This is a genomic window from Chitinophaga silvisoli, from assembly GCF_003412465.1.
GTDB classification, from domain to species: domain Bacteria; phylum Bacteroidota; class Bacteroidia; order Chitinophagales; family Chitinophagaceae; genus Chitinophaga; species Chitinophaga silvisoli.
The window spans coordinates 604121-623346 of sequence record NZ_QTJV01000006.1 but is presented as its reverse complement, the minus strand read 5'-3'; the positions used below and the strand labels follow the sequence as shown (position 1 = coordinate 623346).

16 protein-coding genes are annotated in these 19226 nt (G+C 46.5%); 6 read left to right on the top strand and 10 right to left on the bottom strand.

Features of this window, described 5'->3' with window-relative positions:
- Positions 1-8: 8 nt before the first annotated feature.
- A complete protein-coding gene (locus DXN04_RS17980) occupies positions 9-1109 on the bottom strand; it encodes a tetratricopeptide repeat protein (RefSeq protein WP_116854768.1) in 1101 nt (366 codons plus the stop codon).
- Positions 1099-1674 carry an RNA polymerase sigma factor gene (locus DXN04_RS17975; RefSeq protein ID WP_147319976.1) on the bottom strand — a complete coding sequence of 192 codons (576 nt, stop codon included), beginning with the start codon at positions 1672-1674 and terminating at the stop codon, positions 1099-1101. The genes DXN04_RS17980 and DXN04_RS17975 overlap by 11 nt, the downstream gene beginning before the upstream one ends.
- 72 nt (positions 1675-1746) lie before the next feature.
- On the opposite strand from DXN04_RS17975, the gene DXN04_RS17970 reads away from it, so the two are divergent.
- Positions 1747-2508, top strand: coding sequence for a C40 family peptidase (locus DXN04_RS17970; RefSeq protein ID WP_116854766.1), 762 nt, complete (start codon positions 1747-1749; stop codon positions 2506-2508).
- A gap of 75 nt (positions 2509-2583) precedes the next feature.
- Here the strand turns inward: DXN04_RS17970 and DXN04_RS17965 are convergent, their stop codons facing one another.
- The 3 genes from DXN04_RS17965 to DXN04_RS17955 form a co-directional block, all read right to left on the bottom strand.
- Positions 2584-3123 carry an inorganic diphosphatase gene (locus tag DXN04_RS17965; protein WP_116854765.1) on the bottom strand — a complete coding sequence of 180 codons (540 nt, stop codon included), beginning with the start codon at positions 3121-3123 and terminating at the stop codon, positions 2584-2586.
- 199 nt (positions 3124-3322) lie between these two features.
- Entirely contained in the window at positions 3323-3796 is a 474-nt protein-coding gene (locus tag DXN04_RS34825) for a DUF4878 domain-containing protein (protein WP_158569066.1), read from the bottom strand.
- Between the two features lie 205 nt (positions 3797-4001).
- A complete protein-coding gene (locus DXN04_RS17955; RefSeq protein WP_116854763.1) occupies positions 4002-5066 on the bottom strand; it encodes a PhoH family protein in 1065 nt (354 codons plus the stop codon).
- 426 nt (positions 5067-5492) lie between these two features.
- Here DXN04_RS17955 and DXN04_RS17950 point away from each other — a divergent pair, with 426 nt between their 5' ends.
- Entirely contained in the window at positions 5493-7673 is a 2181-nt protein-coding gene (locus tag DXN04_RS17950) for a sensor histidine kinase (RefSeq protein ID WP_116854762.1), read from the top strand.
- An 8-nt stretch (positions 7674-7681) separates the two neighbouring features.
- On the top strand, positions 7682-8077 hold the full coding sequence (locus tag DXN04_RS17945) for a response regulator (RefSeq protein WP_116854761.1): 396 nt from the start codon (positions 7682-7684) through the stop codon (positions 8075-8077).
- A gap of 53 nt (positions 8078-8130) precedes the next feature.
- Here the strand turns inward: DXN04_RS17945 and rpe are convergent, their stop codons facing one another.
- The 5 genes from rpe to thrA all read right to left on the bottom strand — a co-directional run bounded on the left by rpe (position 8131) and on the right by thrA (position 14786).
- Positions 8131-8790 (bottom strand): ribulose-phosphate 3-epimerase, encoded by a 660-nt coding sequence (gene rpe, locus DXN04_RS17940; protein WP_233525623.1) that lies wholly within the window; start codon positions 8788-8790, stop codon positions 8131-8133.
- Between the two features lie 210 nt (positions 8791-9000).
- Positions 9001-10008, bottom strand: coding sequence for a tetratricopeptide repeat protein (locus DXN04_RS17935; RefSeq protein ID WP_116854759.1), 1008 nt, complete (start codon positions 10006-10008; stop codon positions 9001-9003).
- Between the two features lie 60 nt (positions 10009-10068).
- The gene (thrC, locus tag DXN04_RS17930) at positions 10069-11358 is read right to left on the bottom strand and encodes a threonine synthase (RefSeq protein ID WP_116854758.1); all 1290 of its coding nucleotides are present in this window, start codon (positions 11356-11358) and stop codon (positions 10069-10071) included.
- A gap of 7 nt (positions 11359-11365) precedes the next feature.
- Positions 11366-12301: a homoserine kinase gene (locus tag DXN04_RS17925; protein WP_116854757.1), complete on the bottom strand. Its 936-nt coding sequence runs from the start codon at positions 12299-12301 to the stop codon at positions 11366-11368.
- A 37-nt stretch (positions 12302-12338) separates the two neighbouring features.
- Complete coding sequence (gene thrA, locus DXN04_RS17920) at positions 12339-14786, bottom strand: bifunctional aspartate kinase/homoserine dehydrogenase I (RefSeq protein ID WP_116854756.1); 2448 nt, start codon at positions 14784-14786, stop codon at positions 12339-12341.
- A gap of 526 nt (positions 14787-15312) precedes the next feature.
- Between thrA and DXN04_RS17915 the strand changes: the two genes are divergently transcribed.
- The 3 genes from DXN04_RS17915 to hppD all read left to right on the top strand — a co-directional run bounded on the left by DXN04_RS17915 (position 15313) and on the right by hppD (position 19197).
- On the top strand, positions 15313-16467 hold the full coding sequence (locus tag DXN04_RS17915; RefSeq protein WP_116854755.1) for a homogentisate 1,2-dioxygenase: 1155 nt from the start codon (positions 15313-15315) through the stop codon (positions 16465-16467).
- Between the two features lie 104 nt (positions 16468-16571).
- Positions 16572-17564 carry an aldo/keto reductase gene (locus tag DXN04_RS17910; protein WP_116854754.1) on the top strand — a complete coding sequence of 331 codons (993 nt, stop codon included), beginning with the start codon at positions 16572-16574 and terminating at the stop codon, positions 17562-17564.
- Between the two features lie 496 nt (positions 17565-18060).
- Positions 18061-19197 carry a 4-hydroxyphenylpyruvate dioxygenase gene (gene hppD, locus DXN04_RS17905; RefSeq protein WP_116854753.1) on the top strand — a complete coding sequence of 379 codons (1137 nt, stop codon included), beginning with the start codon at positions 18061-18063 and terminating at the stop codon, positions 19195-19197.
- Positions 19198-19226: the final 29 nt, after the last annotated feature.

The window sequence follows — 19226 nt, the reverse complement described above, 5'->3', positions numbered from 1 at the left end:
AGAAACAATTACAAACTATCCAATGCAGACTGTGCTTTCTCTTTCATCGGGCCATTCATCCGCACCACCTCTTTAAACATCCTGCGGGCCTTGCCCGTCTGACCCTTGCTGCGATAGCAAACGGCCAGTTGATAACGGGACAGCTCCCCATATTTGGATTTACTGTCCGCCAGGTGTTTATACCTTGAGATGGCTTCATTCAAATCTCCCTGCTGATGGTAGACCATCGCTGCCTTGTACAGGAATTCGTCCGTACCGCTGGGTTGAGCATCCGCCGTTTTCTTATTATCATCATCGTCCTTTTCCTTTTCCTTCTCTTTCTTAGGCGGCGTTTCTTTCTTTTCCACCTTATCTGCTACGGGGGCAGGAGTTTCTTTAGCCGGCTGCAGGGTAGATTTCTCTTCTTTCTGCTCAGCAGGAGGGGGGTTCCTGGCCGAATCCTTTGATGGTGCTGGCTTAGGTGTGGCCGGCGCTGCTTTCAGTGTATCTTTTTTAACTGCAGGTATTACCTTTACTTCGGTTGCAGGGGGCCTGCGTTGTAATGAATCAGCTACAGGGCCTGCTGCAATAGCGGCAGTAGCAGGTGCTACGGTCCTGGGAGCCGGCGCTGCCGCGGTTTCAGCAGGTGGAGCTGCTACTGGCTGACTATGGCTGGTAGGAATAGGTTCCATCACCTTATCTACAGCTGCAATTGGTTGCGACGGGGTCAGGGCCCTCAGCCTGTTCTGCTGCTGGATCAGGTATACGGCACCGGCACCCATGGCCACAGCTGCGACTACCCAGAAATAAATGAGGAAACTCTCTTTTTTCTGCTCCAGGCGCTGATACCGCTCTACCTTCTGGGTCGTCGATACCTTGCGGATACTGTTGCGGATATACTGGGAGATACTTACAGACAGCGGTTGGTATTGCTCTCTATACCTTGCCTGTGACAGCGTTTGTAACGCGTCAAAGCAAAGATCGCAGTCTACCAGGTGTTGTTCCAGCAAATGCTTTTCCAGGTCTGTAAGCCGCCCGTCTAAATAACGGGGTAGCTGGTCCCTGTTCATACACCGGACCGTGCTGAAGATCTTGAGTATCTTATCGTTATTTTCCAAATTACTGCTCATAGGTTTGTTTCATCAGTATTGAAGCCATATGCTGTTTAGCATTTTTCAGTATCTGCCTCGTTTTATCGATGGAATATTTTTTTGCCCCGGCCAGTTGGGCCAGGGGTTGCTGTTCCAGATAAAATTGGGTCAGGAAGTATTTTTCTTCAGCGGGCAACTGACTGATCACCACATTCATCTGCGCAATGAGCTGCTGCTGTTCTTTTTGATTCATGGCAGCCTGCTCAATCCTGTTTTCGACTTGCTGGATTTCTCTGGATTCAGTTGAAGAAAAGAAGGGTAGGTTCCTGTCAGACTTATCCTGAATGGCCTTTACATTGTAATGGATCCACTCATTCACCTTGTGAATGGTCTGGGTCTTCAAAGAATTGCTCAGGCGCTGTAGCAGCGCCGGAAACACGTCGTCCGCGGCCGTTCCCGGGGCGGTATTTAAATAGGGCAGACATACGGCCACCATGAGGTGGCTATACCTTTCCAAAAGAACACCTTCGGCTTCCTGGTCTTTCAACTTTCTCGCCCGGGAAATTAAGTCTTTGTCCGACAAATTAGTTAACTGCTGTAGCATAGTGTTACCTATATTTACATATGAAAACCTAAAAGGTTCCATTTAGACATATAAATATTTTAGACAATTAATATGCCATATGCAATAACGGTGGTGCCTGTCATGCCTTTAAGGGCAGAACCCGCCCATAGAAGTGAAATGATCTCACAAACATTGTGGGGAGAATGCGTAACCATCACAGTGACAGGACAGGATGGCTGGGTAAAGGTGAAGTGTCAGTATGATGAATACGAGGGCTGGGCAACAGTTAATCACCTGGAAATCATTGAAGAAGAATTATTTAATGCGCCATATACACATTATACTGCCAAATGGGTCAATCGTGTCAGGGTAAATGGACAACCCATGCAGGTGCCACTTGGATGCCTGGTAAAAACCACCGATGAGGCTGAGACAGTTTGGGGAAAGTATAAGATACAGTTTGAGGAAAAACTTTTAAATCCTTTTTTGGATGAAGCCGGCCTGCGTGAAAGGGCTTTTCAGTTCCTGAATACTGCTTATTTATGGGGTGGAAAGTCAGTATATGGCGTAGATTGCTCCGGCTTTACACAAACCGTATTTAAGACGTTGGGCATCTCACTCATGAGGGACGCTTACCAGCAGGCGACACAGGGTACGGTGGTAGATTTTTTACAGGAGGTAAAGCTGGGCGATCTGGCATTTTTTGACAATGAGGCAGGGCGTATTACCCACGTAGGCATCCTGTTGAACGATCATGAGATCATACATTCATCTGGGAAGGTAAGGGTAGATCCGATAGATAACCAGGGGATAATTAATGCGGAGACAGGGGTAAGGACGCACAATCTGAGGATCATCAAACGATATTTCTAATGGGCAAAAGACATGTAAAAACAGCCCATAAACAAAAAAAGCTTTTGCATTCCGCAAAAGCTTTTTTTGTTTTGATTATTTATTGAACTTCTTCTTGTAGCCTTCTATGCTCTCAAGAATGATTCTTTCAGCAACTTCTTTATTCTGGAATTCAGCCACTTTTACTTCTTTGTGCTCAAGTCTCTTATACTCTTCGAAGAAGTGACGCATTTCAGCAGTAAAATGAGGCGGCAATTCGGTAATATCGTTGATATAGTTTACGCTCATATCATTTGCAGCTACAGCGATGATTTTGTCATCTGCTTCGCCACCATCAATCATCTGCATTACACCGATTACCTTTGCTTCCATGATACACATTGGCACTACATCCACCTGTGACAGGATGAGGATATCCAGTGGATCATGGTCATCGCAGTATGTCTGAGGAATAAAGCCATAGTTTGCTGGGTAATATACGGAAGAATACAGCACTCTATCCAGTTTGAGCAGACCAGTTTCCTTGTCCAGCTCATATTTAGCGCGGCAGCCTTTTGGTATTTCAATAATCGCATTTACGACTTTGGGTGATTCAGATCCTGTGCTGACTTGATGCCAGGGATTATTCGTCGTCATCTTCAAAACTATTTTATTGTTTATTATTATTTTGGTGCCGCCGGCATTGTCAGTATTACAAAAAGAAATAGGCTGTCCAAGTCGGTTGCGGGACTTAGGTCAGCTGTTTAACCTTATGCAATGTGGAATTTAACTTTTGCTGGCGCGTCGCAAAAATAAGGAACTCAACTGTAAATCCAAATTTACAGGGATGGTAGGACTATTTTTGGTCCGGAGACGATATACTCAGGGAATCCTGTTGCATGATGCTGGCAGAATCCATTGTAGGTGTTGCCGGAGGCATATAATTAGGAATTATACTTTCTAATGACAGCGATATTTTCCACTGACCGTTTTCCTTTACCAGTTGTAATCTCTCCTGCTGTTTAGAGGAAGAGTTCAATACAGTCACCGTCGCTTTGTCTCCATTTTCTTCCGCATTGACCACTTCAATGCCAGCCTTCTTGATTTTTTCCCTTTCGGTTTCATTGCGGCGGGCATCGAAAAATGAATATAACTGGATTACCTGCTGCGATTCTTTTGTCGCATAGTCTCTGGCGAGGTCGAAATTAGATTCCTGAATGGCGTGCATAAAATTCAGCGCTACCTCCTGTGGGGAAGCCTGTTTTTTGCAACCGCTCAGTACAACACCGGATATTAAAACCAGGACAAGAAAGCGCAGATATTTGGTCATGCAATTGTTCATTATAAATAAGAGGTAACAAAAATAGGAGGAAACTAGAAATTTACAAAAAAGCGATGATGAGTCTTTGGTCATGGCAGCACACTTGTACTCCTGGAAGGAGGTTTTGTTGTGTCTGTCCATCGGTACAGGTTCGTATTGTTGTTCAATTCGCATAATAAAAAGTGAACATACAATAAACGCTGTTAAGGAAGTGTTAATTGTCTCTGCGCTCCTCTTTTTCTTTGTCTCTTTCCCTATCCCTATCCCTATCTCTGTCTCTATCCCTTTCCCTGTTTCTGAAATTTTGATTTTGATGCTGGTGTTGATCCTCTTTTTCCTTTGCTGCATCGTATGCACGGATGATGGCTTTTACCAGGCGGTGTCTTACCACATCTTCTTCATCCAGTTCCAGGTATCCGATACCGTCTACATTGCGAAGAATGCGGCTTGCTTTTGCCAGACCTGACTGCTGATTCTTTGGCAGATCGACCTGGGTCATATCACCGGTAATGATGGCCTTTGCATTTGGACCGATACGGGTCAGGAACATTTTCATCTGGAGGTCGGTGGCGTTCTGCGCCTCATCCAGGATGATGAAAGAGTTGTCCAGTGTACGGCCACGCATATATGCCAGCGGAGCGATTTCGATGACACGGTTGGTCATGTAATAGCTCAGTTTATCGGCGGGAATCATGTCATCCAGTGCATCGTAGAGCGGGCGCAGGTACGGATCAATCTTTTCTTTCAGGTCGCCCGGGAGGAAGCCAAGGTTTTCGCCGGCTTCTACGGCAGGGCGGGTCAGAATGATCTTCCTGACAGCTTTATTTTTCAATGCACGTACGGCAAGCGCCACAGCAGTGTAAGTTTTACCGGTACCTGCAGGGCCGATGGCAAAGATGATGTCATTCTTTTCTGCCATCGCTACCATCTTTTTCTGGTTGGCGGTTCTTGCTCTTACATTGCGGCCGTTAGGACCAAAGACGAGGATTTCGTTTGAATTACGGTCTTTGAAATTGTCGACAGTCTCTTCGTCGCCTAAAATTTGTTCAAAGTAATTTTCGCTCAGGTTACCATTGCGCTCCAGGTAAGTGATGATTTGCGTGATTTTTTCCTGTGCTGTAGCTACTTCTTCCGGTGCACCGGAAATTTTGAGTTGAGTACCCCGGGAGAGAATCTTTAGCAGCGGGAATTTTTTCTTCAGCAGGTCGAGCTTTCCATTGTTGACCCCAAAAAACTCGATAGGGTTAATGCTGTCTAAGTTAATGATTGATTCTGTCAAGTGTTGTCTTATTTAAAAGTGAAAAGGGTGCCACGCCCGACATTGCGGCAGTCTTAACGAGCAGCGGCAATAACCACGCCAAAGCAGTTTTTCTTTAGCAGTGATCTACTCATGAGCATTTTACATTCATTCTGTTTTCCTTTTTGAGATTAGAAGGTCCCTTTGATTTGGCCAAAGATAGGTACCATTTCAAATTTGATAAAAATGCGAAATCCACAATGAGTGGAAAAATTCAATTCCCAGCCCTTAGCGAGTGCCAGAGAGGCCTGAAATGAATCGATTCCCGGATTTTTAACATGGAATATAAGCACTAAGTTCAAATGATCAAATAAACAAATTGTTATGGCAGACTATGCCTGTAGAAAAATATCTACTAAAAAATAATAATATATTCCCTATTTTTAAGAACTTATCCTACAGAAATTTATGAATGATGCCATTATAAACAAGGCACTCGCTTCGTTTGTACCGGCACTGTTACTAGACCTTAATGGAAACCTGTTATCGGCCAATGATCGGGCCAGGGGACTTGTGCAGTTACCGGGGGGGAATGCAGGAAAAGTCCACTATGATCACCTAATCGGGGAGAGAACCGGCATATACTGGGGAGCACTATTAGCAAGCTTACAGAACGGATTCAAAGCCTGCGTAGAATTTGCAGGCCCGGGTGGACAATGGACAGTATGGCAACTGCTGTCACAGGACGAATATTATGTATTACTGGGGCAGGAAACCGCCCAGCCAGATAAACTATTTAATCACCTTCCACTGGGTATTCAACAATTTTCCGTGGATGGATTCCCTGTCAAAAGCAATCCCTTACAAAGAGAGATCTGGGGCCCTCATCACCCTATTTTTATACAGCCGGGATACAATATCCTGCGGGACCCTGTTTACCGCCAGATTGGCCTTAGTCAGCTATTTGAAGAAGCATTGGCCACCGGCAGGGCTGTCAAAAAAGAACTCCTGTTACGCTACCAGGAATTGGCTGTCGGCGAGGCCATCAGGTTATCTCCCTGTTACTATGAGGCAACAGTTTTCCCCGCCTTTAACCAGCAAAAAGAAATTACTGAACTGTACCTCTTACTCCAGGAGGTGACTGCACAAAAGCTCAAACTCATGAGCCTTGAAAAAAGCGAACGCCTGCTGGACAGTGTGGTGGAACATCTGCCTATCGGCTATGCACAGTTCGATCACCATGGTTTCCTGCGCCGTATCAATCAATATCAGCGCGAGTTCCTGCAGGTGGTCCCTGGCGGGGAACTGGATACCTACAATGTGATGAGCGATCCTTTTGCCCGTCTGTATGGCTTCAATGAAATGATCATGACAGTCATTTCGGAAAACAGGATGATCCGCAAAGAAATAGAGGTGGACTTCTCCCTGGAAACCACCTATACCGGCCTATCACAGGCCCGCTGGCTGGATTTTACATTCTTCCCGCTCCTGGACCCGATCGAAAGGAAAACCATCGTAGTCGTACTCATAAATGATATTACAGACAGAAAGCTCGAGCATTATATGCGAACAGAGCTACAGCGCAATACAGAACAACTGCACCTTTTCTTCGATGCGGTGGATATGGGATATGCTACCCTGGAGCGTGACGGCAGGGTAAATTTCATGAACCGGAAGGCGGCGCAAATGGCAGGTGTGGAAATTCAACCGGGGTGTAATATCTTTGACATTGTCCCTGAGTTTAGAACGCCGTCTCCATTTTTGGACAGGCTGGCGAAGGCTATGAAAAGTACTGTATCAGCATCCTTCAGCAGCTATTTCTATAAAACGGATAAATGGTACGATTTCCTGGTCACACCTATGCGTGACAACACCGTATCTGTCTTTATCCGGGATATTACGGGAAGCCGTAAACTGCAAAAAGAACTACACAGGGCCAACAGTCAGCTGAGTAAGCTGAACCGGAACTTATTGAACCAAAACCAGCAGCTGGAGGATTTTGCGCACATCACCTCCCATAACTTAAGGGCACCGATTGCCAACCTGAAAGCACTGATGCAACTGCACAACCATTCTGATGAAGAAGAGGAGAAAATCGAATACCTGGGTATGCTCGAATCCGTGATCAACAAAACGGATGAAACGCTCAATGACCTGGTAAACGTAGTGCAGATACGAAAAGAAACAAATATTCAGCAGGAGCCGCTTTCCATTGAAAGCAGGCTGCAATACGTATCGCAGGTATTGATGCTCGAAATCAGCCAGAGTGGACTGCGGATCAGTACAGATCTGCAGGATGCACCATTAATAAGGTTCCCGAGGATCTATCTGGATAGTATTCTGCAAAACCTGATTACCAATGCCATTCGTTACCGCATGCCTGACAAAATGCCAACACTCCATTTCAGCAGCCGGAAAGACAACGGAATGATCACCCTGACAGCAGAAGACAATGGACAGGGAATCGATATGCATCGCTTTGGCAGCAAGTTGTTTGGATTCAGGAAGACATTTCATAAAAATGCTGACGCAAGGGGAATCGGCTTATTTATTACAAAAACCCAGGTAGAAGCAATGGGAGGAAGTATAAGTGCAGAAAGTGCACCTGGCCGGGGTACCAAATTTATTATTACCTTTAAAACCGAATAAATCCCTGTATGCAATTGCTCAATATGATCTTTATCGTTGATGATGACCCGATTCATCAGCAAATAGCAAATCTGATGATCAAACGACAAGGGATCGGGGAGAAAGTGAAGGCATTTTCCGAAGCACAGGACGCGCTCAACTACCTGCGGGAGTACATCTATGAGCCGGACCTGCTGCCAGACCTGATTCTGCTGGATCTGAACATGCCGGTCATGGATGGCTGGGACTTCCTGAATGACTATGCCGGATTTTATGAGCAACTACCTAAGAAGATTGGCATTTTTGTACTCACCTCTTCTATCGACGACAGTGACAGAAAGAAAGTAGACGATTATGCTTTTGTAAAAGGGTACCTCACGAAACCTTTGTCAAGCGAGATTATTAATAAACTCCAGGCGGAGTAAATAAAAATCCCGCCATTCGTAAACGGCGGGACCAAATATGTGTTTGAACACGATTATGCAAACTTGAGTGCTTTTATAGCTGCCGCAGGATCAGGGGCATTGAATACCGAACTGCCAGCTACCAATACATCGGCTCCGGCCGCTATTATTTCCGCAGCATTTTCCGTAGTAATACCTCCATCTACTTCAATCAATGCATGGGCCTGATGTGCTTCTATCAGGGCGCGCAGTTGCTTTATTTTTGTGAGTGACTGATCTATGAAGTGCTGGCCACCGAAGCCGGGATTTACGCTCATGATGAGTACCAGGTCCAGGTCCTTAATCACATTTTCCAGCAGCTGAACAGGAGTATGCGGGTTCAGGGCTACGCCTGCCTGCATGCCGAGGTTTTTAATCTGCTGGATATTGCGATGTAAGTGTGTACAGGCTTCATAGTGTACGGTGAGAATGTCTGCACCGGCTTTTTTAAAGTCTTCCGCATACTTCTCTGGCTCTTCTATCATCAGGTGCACATCACAGATCTTGCGGGCTGCTTTTTTAATATGGGAAATGACGGGTAGTCCAAAACTGATATTAGGCACAAAACGTCCGTCCATTACATCGAGGTGCAACCAATCTGCCTCACTGTTATTCAGCATATCTACTTCCTTGCCGAGCTCCAGGAAATTGGAGGCGAGGAGGGAGGGTGCTATAAGGGTGGTTTTCTTTTTCAAAGGAACAACGTTTTTTTGAGTTACGAATGTAACGGATTCATTTTGCATTTCATCCCGTGAAAATATCGATAGTGGATTTGTTTAAGCTAATTTTCTAACACTATTAAAAAATCTTTCTGCAGGTTATGGACCGAAGCTCATTGGCCATACAATCAAAACTGCAACACAACTGAAATATACGCCTGCGGCCGGCTTTAATTTTGAATGGCATTACTGCTTCTGTATGCTGGCCAGCGCCTCTTTGGCGGCTGTATAATCTTTTTTGAAGGTGATGGCCTTGCTATAATCGTCGATAGCTGCCTGTTTCCGGCCCAGCTTTTCGTTGCACCTGCCACGGTAGTAATAGGCTTCTCCATCTGTCGGGCCCGACTTGCACGCCATGTTAAAATAGGTAAATGCGGGCTGCCATTCCTGTTGTTTGAAATAAATGCTGCCTAAGGCAAAATAGTTGTCACCGTCTTCCGGATCGATATTGATGGCATTCTTATAGGCGGTAATAGCATCTGCCAGTTTACTTTCCTGCTCATAAAATTTACCGATGGCATAAATTGCGTCGTCATTGGTAGAATCCATTCTGGCAGCCAGTTGATAATACTGTAAAGCAGCAGGTATGTGGCGCTCTTTCAGCAGGTCACCCAATTCCATAACAGCATCGTAATCACTCTGCAGACCTGCCTGGTCAATGGCTGTTCTCAGGTGTTGGATAGCAAGTAGGGTATCTTTGTTCTCTTCGGCAATTTTAGCTTTGAGATAGTAGGCTTTATCGTGGTTGGCAGGGTCATTGGCGAGTTTCGATGCCAGACTGTCTGCGCGCTTGTATTGTTTATCTTCGATGAGGGCGGTGGCCAGCCGGTATTGCAGGTACGCATATTTGGGTGCCAGGTGCTGGGCTTTTTCAAAATTAGCCACAGCCTGTTTGAATTCACCTATTAAGATAGCGGCTTCACCGGCACCTGCCCAATAGTCAGGTACATTTGGTTTGAGCTGTGCTGCTTTTTCAAAGTCTTTTTGGGCCAGGCCCGGGTCGGTATTGAATAATAAAAGTGCCCTTCTGAAATGCAGGTCTGCATTGTCAGGAAATTTATTGAGAGAGTCTGTCAAAGGCTGTATCATAGGCGCGTTCAACGCGGAGTCGGTAGCTGCATCTGCGGTATGCTCCGGAGAGTTGGAGTTGCAGGCAAACATGATTGGCAGTGCAAAAAGGGCCAGGTATTTCATACAGCAATATTAAATTAAAAAAATAAGCATCTCACTGAGATGCTTATTTTTTTAAAACCTTTATTGCTTCATCAGCCAGTCTTTCAGGGCTGCGTAGTCATTCGGGAGTTGAACGGATTGTTTTTCCAGTGAGTAGAGGTATTGTACACTCTCAGGCGTTACTATCTGTGCTTGCAGGGCAGCTGGTGCGGTGTCGGCAAATTTCACAGGGTGAGCCGTTTCCAGGAATACACCGGTGGCATCTTTCGCAGTTGCCAGGTATTTCTGCAGCCCCAGGTAACCTACTGCGCCATGGGGATCCAGCATGTATTTATGCTCGTTCCATACGGCTTCCATGGTGGCTACTGTCGCCTTGTCATCAAAGCTGTAGGCGGTGAGCTTCTCTTTCAATGCCGGTAGATTGTTCATGAACAATTGCAGGATCCTTACAAAGTTGCTCGGGTCGGCTACATCCATAGCGTTTGAAAGCGTAGGTTTTGCCTGACCGGGTGCATACTGACCATTCTCCATGAAGCGGGGAACGGTATCATTGACGTTGGTACTGGCTACAAAATGTTTTACAGGCAGGCCCATAGCAGCAGCCATCATACCGGCACAGATATTACCGAAGTTGCCACTCGGTACGGAGAAGACGACCTCTTTTTGCAGTTGCTTATACGCCAGCAGGTAGTAGAACATCTGTGGCAACCAGCGGGCTACGTTGATAGAGTTGGCGCTGGTGAGCAGGCTGTGGGCCTGCAGTTCTGCATCGAGGAAAGCGGTTTTCACCATACGCTGACAATCATCGAAGGTGCCGGCTATTTCCAGGGCGGTGATATTCCTGCCCAGTGTAGTCAGTTGTTTTTCCTGCAGGGTGCTTACTTTACCGCTGGGGTAGAGGATCACTACTTTCACACCCGGTACATCGTAGAAGCCATTGGCGACTGCGCCGCCGGTATCGCCCGAGGTAGCTACCAGCACTGTTACCGGCCGGGTATCATTCCTGCGGAAGTAACCGAGGCAACCTGCCATGAAGCGGGCACCTACGTCCTTGAAGGCAAGGGTAGGACCATGCCAGAGTTCAAGGGAATAAATATTATCGTGAACAGGTGTAACAGGGAAGGGAAAGCTCAGGGTATCGGCAATGATCTTCCGCAGCACTTCATCGGGAATTTCTTCGCCTACGAAGGGTTTGATCGCTGCATAGCCGATTTCCACCTCGCTCTTTTCGCCGATGTTGTCCAGGAACTGTTTGTCAAATGCGGGAATCTGCTCCGGGAAATACAATCCCTTGTCCGGGGCAAGGCCTGCTACTACTGCATCTTCGAACGATACGACGTGTTGTTTATTTTGTAAACTATAGTATTTCATTTGTTGATTACGCTTTTGATATTTTCACACCTTCCGTATTGATTTTGGATACATGGATCTTGTAATCCACGCCCAGCGGAGCATATACGGTATTCATCATCTCTGCTACATTGCGGGCATTGGCTTCTCCTTTGCTCAGCATAAATACAGACGGACCGGAGCCGGAGATACCTCCACCCAGGGCACCGGCTTCCTTACATTTTACTTTCAGTTCGTAGAAAGCAGGAATAAGGATAGCACGTACGGGTTCTACGATCACATCTTCCAGTGCACGGCTGATGAGGTCATAGTTTTCCTGGTAAAGGCCTGCTACGAGTGCACCGACATTGCCCCACTGGCGGATGGCATCTGTCATGAGTACTTTTTGTTTCAGGATCTCGCGGGCATCGGAAGTCTTTACTTCGATCTGCGGGTGGATCACGGTCACCCAGAGTTCGCCCGGTGTATGGAGGCTTGTAATATCAAGCGGTTTATAACTTCTTACAAGGGTGAAGCCACCGAGGATAGCGGGGGCTACATTGTCTGCATGCGCAGCGCCACTGGCCAGCCTTTCTCCTTCCATAGCAAAGCGAACCAGTTGCTTGCGGGAGAAAGGTTCGCCCAGCAGGTGATTGGCACCTACAACAGCACCAGCGCTACTGGCGGCACTGGAGCCAATGCCACTGCCAGGGGTAATATTCTTAAACAATTCCAGTTCTATACCTGCATCCGGTTGTCCCAGCTTTTGCAACAATGCCTGTATTGCCACACCACATACATTCTGTGCAGGATCTGTAGACAGATTTGCACCATGTACTTTGGTGATCGTCACGCCCGGTTTACTGCTCCTGCGCATAATGAACTCATCGCCGGGTGCATCCATCGCCAACCCGATCACATCAAAGCCACAGGCTACATTGGCTACCGTTGCGGGGGCAAATACTTTTATACAATCATTTTCCATCAGTCTTTGCTTTGTGATTGAACATTTAAGATAAACATTATCTGGCAGAACGGATAATATCTGCGAAGATACCAGACGCTGTTACATCTGCACCTGCACCTGCACCTTTTACGATGAGGGGTTGGTCAGCATAGCGGTTAGTGGTATAGAGCACAATGTTATCTTTTCCAAGCAGGTTGTAGAAAGGATGCTCGGGCGCTACGGATTGCAGTCCTACGGACGCTTTACCGTTTTCATAGCGGGCTACGAACTTCAGGCGTTTGCCTTCTTTGCTTGCTGCTTCGTACAGGCCTTTGAAGTGAGCTGCGTGAACATCCAGTTGTTCGTAGAACTCAGCTACAGAAGGAGCGTTCAGCGCTTCGGCAGGCAGGAAGGAATGGTTGGTAATGTCTTCCAGTTCCATTCTTGCACCACTTTCACGGGCCAGGATCAGGATCTTGCGCATTACATCCACACCACTCAGGTCGATGCGTGGATCTGGTTCGGTATACCCTTCGTCCTGTGCAGCCTTTACTACTTCACGGAAGCTGGCACCATCTACGAAGTTGTTGAACACGAAGTTCAGACTACCACTCAGTACTGCTTCGATACTGTTTACCTTATCACCGCTGCGGATCAGGTCATTGAGGGTGTTGATCACCGGCAGACCTGCACCTACGTTGGTTTCGAAGAGGAAAGAAGCGTTGAACTTGCGTGCAGTTTCTTTCAGGCTCTTATAGTAGTTGTAGTCAGAAGAACAGGCGATTTTATTGCAGGTTACGACAGAGATCCCGTGTTGCAGGAATTCGCCGTAGATTGCTGCTACTTCAGGACTAGCGGTGTTATCAACAAATACGCTGTTGCGCAGGTTGAGGGCTTTGATCTTTTGCGCAAAGTTTTTTATATCGGAAGGCTCGCCGTTTTCGAGCAACTGCCGCCATTCAGGCAGGTTGATGGAAGTGTGGCCGAATGCCATTTTCTTACTGCTTGCGATACCGGCTACACGAACATGCAGTCCCAGTTCATTCATGAGGAAGTTGTGCTGTTGGTTCAGTTGTTCCAGCAGTTTACTGCCTACGTTGCCCACACCTGCGATGAATACGTTCACCTGTTTCAGCGGGGTTTCGAAGAATGCTTCGTGGATGACGTTCAGTGCTTTCTTTACATCGTTCTTGTTGATCACCACAGAGATGTTCTTTTCGGTAGAACCCTGTGCGATCGCACGGATGTTGACACCATTACGACCCAGGGCAGCAAAGAGTTTGCCGCTGGTGCCATGGTGATTTTTCATTTTATCACCTACTACCGCTACTATGCTCATATCTCTTTCTACTACCAGTGGCTGGATGCGTTTTTCCTGTATTTCCTGTGCGAATTCGCTATCCACCGCCTGTTTGGATTTCAGCATATCTGCTTCATGGATACCTACGGTGATAGAGTGTTCGGAAGAGCTCTGGGTGATGAGGATCACGTTGATCTTCTCCTGGAGCAGGGCTTCGAAGAGGCGTTTGGAGAAGCCCGGGATGCCCACCATGCCACTACCTTCGAGGGTGAGCAGGGCGATCTTCTGGATGCCGCTGATACCGGTTACAGGGTAAGTGCGGTTGCTGCCGTCAGGGGTATGGATCAGGGTACCATAATCATCTGGCGCAAAGGTGTTCTTGATCCAGATAGGTATTTTCTTGTCCATTACCGGTTGGATGGTAGGGGGGTAGATTACCTTGGCACCAAAGTGAGACAATTCCATCGCTTCAGCATAGCTGATATGAGGGATTGGAATAGCCTGGGATACAAGGCGTGGATCGGCGGTCATCATCCCGCTTACATCAGTCCATATATCCAGTACATCGGCATTGAGGGCAGCTGCGATGATAGCAGCGGTATAGTCGGAACCACCTCTGCCTAGCGTAGTGGTTTCGCCATCGGCAGTAGCGGCTACGAAACCCGGCAGTACCACATAGGTAGCGCTTTCCTGCTGAAAGTATTGGTTAGTCTGATGATTGGTAGCGATGAAATTGATAGCTGCGTTACCATAGTAACCATCGGTTACGATCAGTTCACGGCTGTCTTTCCATGCGGCAGAAAGGCCGCTGACTTTGAGTTTTTCAGCGAGCAGGTAAGAGGATACGAGTTCGCCAAAGCTCATGATTTTATCCAACGATCTTGCGCTGAGTTCACCTACCTGGAAGATACCGTCGCACAGTGTTTCCAGTACGTTAACGCGCTTTTTTACCTGAGAGATAATGCTGCTCTGCGCAGTGATAGGGAAGAGGGTTCGGATGGTGTCGAGGTGTTTGTTTTCAATCTCCTCTAATACGCTTTTATATTGTTCCTGTCCTTGTCCGGCGAGGGTGCCTACCTGTATGAGTTTGTCGGTGATGCCGCTCATAGCAGAAGCTACAATGGTAAGACGGCCGTTTTGTTTTTTATTTTTAACGATCTCGCAAACCTGTTCTATCGCCTGGGCGCTTCCCATGGAGGTACCGCCAAATTTTAATACTTGCATGTCTGTAATTGTTAATACGTAAAGATCCTATCGCTTTTGCTGCTGGTTACCACGCTCAGTGGTCGTTGGATGATATGTGAAAATTAACCCCGGAGCGGGGTAATAATTGTGGTAGTAATAATAGTGCTGAAACCAGCACCGGGGATGGTGCGGGAGGCAGAAGTGATGTATGTAACTATCGGTAGCACTATTTTGTATAATTTACTATTCGCAAACAAAAGTCTGGAATATGTTTTGAATTAGCAAATGAATTGTCAGAATTTTGAAATAATTTAAATTTAAGGGTGGTTTTTTGTTAAAATTTACGGGTAATGCTTTGGGATTGCTAACAATAAGTTGGTATTCACTAATTTCTTACATTTGAGGTAACCACGTTACGATGCCTTATTTCCGAAACTTCACATATTATATCGATAAGCGCCGCTGGAAATACTGTTTCCTCCTGGCAGCACTGGCCATGGATGCCCCTCTTATTTACTAGTCGTTTGTCATAGAATTGTAACTCGTACATCCAAAACATATTGTAATGCCTCATTATTGTAAGCTGGGAACTATCCCGCACAAGCGTCATACCCAATTCCGCAAACCGGATGGGTCCCTGTATTCCGAACAGTTATTTTCCACTGAAGGTTTTTCTTCCAATTCTACCTTGCTTTATCATTGCCATCCACCTACTGAAATTGTGAAAGTGGATGCCCCTTTTTCTGTAGCACCCAAAGTTGCAGAAGAAAAGATGCTGAAGCACCGGAGTTTCCAGGGTTTTAACATTATGCCCAAGAAGGATTTTCTGCAGAGTCGAAAGCCGGTATTGGTGAATAGCGACCTGCACATCGTTCTGGCGGCTCCGCAGGAGAGTATGACGGAATATTTCTACAAGAATGCAGATGCCGATGAAATGATCTTTGTACATGAAGGAAGTGGTACCTTGCTCACGCAATATGGACAACTATCTTTCGGCTATGGTGATTATCTGGTAGTGCCACGCGGTACAATTTACCAGATTCATTTCAATACACCGGAGAACCGGTTGTTTATCGTAGAATCATTTAGTCCTATCCGTTATCCGCAGCGTTATCTCAGTAAGTATGGGCAGCTGCTGGAGCATGCACCGTATTGCGAGCGGGATATCCGGCAGCCGGAGAACCTGGTTACTGTTGATATGGCGGGCGATTATCTCATTAAGATTAAAAAGAAAGGCATGATGTATCCGATCCACTATGCACATCATCCGTTCGATGTGGTAGGCTGGGATGGATGCGAGTATCCGTTCGCTTTTTCGATCCATGATTTTGAACCGATAACAGGGCGGGTGCATCAGCCACCGCCAGTGCATCAGACATTTGAAGGGCATAATTTTGTGGTGTGTTCATTTGTACCGAGAATGTATGATTATCATCCCGAATCAATTCCAGCGCCTTATAATCATAGTAATATTGATAGTGATGAAGTGTTGTATTATGTGGATGGCGATTTTATGAGTCGTAAGCATGTGACACGTGGGATGATCACATTACACCCCGGTGGTATACCACATGGGCCCCATCCGGGAGCGGTGGAGAAGAGTATCGGGAAGACGGAGACAAAGGAGTTGGCCGTGATGGTGGATACCTTTCATCCTTTGCAGATTACAGAAGAGGCGTTGGGAATAGAAGATGAGAGTTATACGATGAGCTGGATATAAAAAGAAGCGGTTGTAGTCAGCAGCCAGGAAACCAATGCTGGCAGCTTTTAATGCCCGACTCACTGCCATCTTTTAGTTATCTTGCACCACTAAACGGGAACAAAATGGAATTTAGACAATTAGGCGAAAGCGAACTGAAGGTAAGCGCTATCACATTTGGCGCATGGGCAATTGGTGGATGGATGTGGGGCGGCGCAGAGCGCAAAGATGCCGTGGAAGCCATCAAAGCATCTATCGAAGAAGGTGTGACTTCTATAGACACTGCTCCTATTTACGGGCAGGGCCTGAGTGAAGAAATTGTAGGTGAAGCACTGAAAGGTACAGACCGCAGCAAAGTACAAATCCTGACTAAATTCGGGATGCGCTGGGATCTTGCAAAAGGTGAGTTTGGTTTTAAAAGCAAGGACAACAGCGGCAAGGATATTGACATCTACAAATATGCAGGTAAGGAAAGTGTTATCCTTGAATGTGAAAACAGTCTGAAACGACTGGGAACGGATTATATCGACCTGTTTCAGATCCACTGGCCTGATGCTACCACACCTATTGAAGAAACTTTTGAAGCAGTAGCGCAATTAAAGCAGCAGGGTAAGATCCGTGAAGCAGGTGTGTGCAACTACAGTGTAGCGCAGATGAAGCAGGCTGAGAGCGTAGTAAAACTCGCTTCCAACCAGGTGCCTTTCAGCATGGTAGAACGCAATATTGAAAAGGAGACAGTGCCTTACTGCATAGAGCATAAGAAAGGGATCCTGGCCTATAGTCCGCTGCAGAGAGGATTGCTGACCGGCAAGATTAAACCTGGCCATAAATTCGGCGAAGGTGATACCCGTCCCGGTTCAAAATATTACAAGGAAGAAAACCTGGTTCGGATCAATGCCTTCCTGGATCAGATCCGCCCTATGGCAGAGAGTAAAAATGCGACACTGGCTCAGCTGGTCATCCGCTGGACGATCGAAAGGCCAGGGATTACTGTAGCGTTGGTAGGTGCCCGCGATGCTAACCAGGCAATACAGAATGCAAGAGCGATCAATGTGAAGTTGAGTGCAGAAGAGATCAAGTATATTAACGATAAGTTATACCAGTTAGAATTGATTTAATTAATCCGGCCGCTGGCCCTTACCGGATCCCTAAATTTTGAGATAGGGATCCGGTTTATTTTTACCCCAAACTTTAACCCCTTTGAATTGTAGAATCAATTATTTACAACTACCAACAAAATTCCCTTTCCTGTAGACCTTTGGGCATAGCTCATTAGCCATAGAAATCCGAAATAATCAAACGACACCCCCCCTCAATTCCTGAATTTTGTTTTTCCATCAGGAATGCATATTATTGCATGAGCAACTATTTAATGCACACTACGCGCACATACCATTCTTCCAAATCAGACCAGCGTCACAGCAAGTACTGCTTCCTGATGTCCACGCTGGCCATGGATGCTGTAATCGCCTGATTACAGGTATGCCCCAATTTTCATTATTTACATATCTGTAAGCACTCCTTTTGATGATGTCAATGCTGATACGCATTGCTGTCATTCGTTCACATATACATACACCAAAACTTTCCTGACCTTCTTAAAATCAAACCACCATGAGTACTGCTCCTGATGCTGCTGTAGCAGCAGCTCCTGCCAATGTAAAAGACTTTTTACCATTGAACGGCACTGACTACGTTGAATTCTACGTAGGCAACGCAAAACAGGCCGCCCATTATTACAAAACCGCTTTCGGCTTCCAGTCTCTCGCTTATGCAGGTCCTGAGACAGGTGTGAAAGACCGTGCATCTTACGTACTGGTGCAGAACAAACTGCGCTTTGTACTCACTACGCCACTCCAGCCTGGCAATGATATGGCTGCACACATTGCTGCACACGGCGATGGTGTGAAGGTGCTCGCACTGTGGGTAGACGATGCCCGCTCTGCATTTGAAGAGACTGTAAAGAGAGGTGCTAAACCTTACATGGAACCCAAAGAAGAAAAAGATGAATTTGGTACCGTCATCCGCAGCGGCATTCATGCCTATGGCGATACTGTACACATTTTCGTAGAAAGAAAGAATTACAACGGTCCTTTCCTGCCAGGTTACAGGGAATGGAACACCACTTACAACCCAACCAGTACTGGTCTCCAGTATGTAGACCACTGCGTGGGCAATGTAGGCTGGAATGAAATGAATACCTGGGTAGACTTCTACGAACAGGTCATGGGCTTCCGCAACCTGCTTTCCTTTGACGATAAGGATATTTCTACTGAGTATTCTGCCCTCATGAGTAAGGTAATGAGCAATGGCAATGGCCGTGTGAAATTCCCGATCAATGAACCTGCAGAAGGCAAAAAGAAATCCCAGATCGAAGAATACCTCGACTTTTACGGTGGCCCCGGTGTACAGCACGTAGCCATCGCCACCAACAATATTATTCAGACAGTAACCGACCTGCAAAACAGAGGCGTGGAATTCCTGAAAGTTCCGGGATCTTACTACGATACTTTGCTGGACAGGGTAGGAGAGATCGACGAAGACCTGCAGCCACTGAGAGAGCTGGGGATCCTCGTAGACCGCGACGACGAAGGTTACCTGTTACAGATTTTTACTAAACCGGTACAGGACAGACCCACTGTTTTCTTTGAAATCATCCAGCGTAAAGGTGCTCAGTCATTTGGAAAGGGCAACTTCAAAGCATTGTTTGAATCTATTGAAAGAGAACAGGCATTAAGAGGTAACCTGTAAACCGGGGAGGTCTGTTCTATTGAAGATCC

What these genes read in the sequence shown, in the direction of transcription:
- DXN04_RS17980 (WP_116854768.1), bottom strand. Translation starts at nt 1,109, where the DNA reads ATGAGCAGTAATTTGGAAAATAACGATAAGATACTCAAGATCTTCAGC.
- DXN04_RS17910 (WP_116854754.1), top strand. Translation starts at nt 16,572, where the DNA reads ATGGAATTTAGACAATTAGGCGAAAGCGAACTGAAGGTAAGCGCTATC.
- thrC (WP_116854758.1), bottom strand. Translation starts at nt 11,358, where the DNA reads ATGAAATACTATAGTTTACAAAATAAACAACACGTCGTATCGTTCGAA.
- DXN04_RS17975 (WP_147319976.1), bottom strand. Translation starts at nt 1,674, where the DNA reads ATGCTACAGCAGTTAACTAATTTGTCGGACAAAGACTTAATTTCCCGG.
- DXN04_RS17915 (WP_116854755.1), top strand. Translation starts at nt 15,313, where the DNA reads ATGCCTCATTATTGTAAGCTGGGAACTATCCCGCACAAGCGTCATACC.
- DXN04_RS17945 (WP_116854761.1), top strand. Translation starts at nt 7,682, where the DNA reads ATGCAATTGCTCAATATGATCTTTATCGTTGATGATGACCCGATTCAT.
- DXN04_RS17925 (WP_116854757.1), bottom strand. Translation starts at nt 12,301, where the DNA reads ATGGAAAATGATTGTATAAAAGTATTTGCCCCCGCAACGGTAGCCAAT.
- DXN04_RS17935 (WP_116854759.1), bottom strand. Translation starts at nt 10,008, where the DNA reads ATGAAATACCTGGCCCTTTTTGCACTGCCAATCATGTTTGCCTGCAAC.
- DXN04_RS17970 (WP_116854766.1), top strand. Translation starts at nt 1,747, where the DNA reads ATGCCATATGCAATAACGGTGGTGCCTGTCATGCCTTTAAGGGCAGAA.
- DXN04_RS17965 (WP_116854765.1), bottom strand. Translation starts at nt 3,123, where the DNA reads ATGACGACGAATAATCCCTGGCATCAAGTCAGCACAGGATCTGAATCA.
- DXN04_RS34825 (WP_158569066.1), bottom strand. Translation starts at nt 3,796, where the DNA reads ATGACCAAATATCTGCGCTTTCTTGTCCTGGTTTTAATATCCGGTGTT.
- thrA (WP_116854756.1), bottom strand. Translation starts at nt 14,786, where the DNA reads ATGCAAGTATTAAAATTTGGCGGTACCTCCATGGGAAGCGCCCAGGCG.
- DXN04_RS17950 (WP_116854762.1), top strand. Translation starts at nt 5,493, where the DNA reads ATGAATGATGCCATTATAAACAAGGCACTCGCTTCGTTTGTACCGGCA.
- hppD (WP_116854753.1), top strand. Translation starts at nt 18,061, where the DNA reads ATGAGTACTGCTCCTGATGCTGCTGTAGCAGCAGCTCCTGCCAATGTA.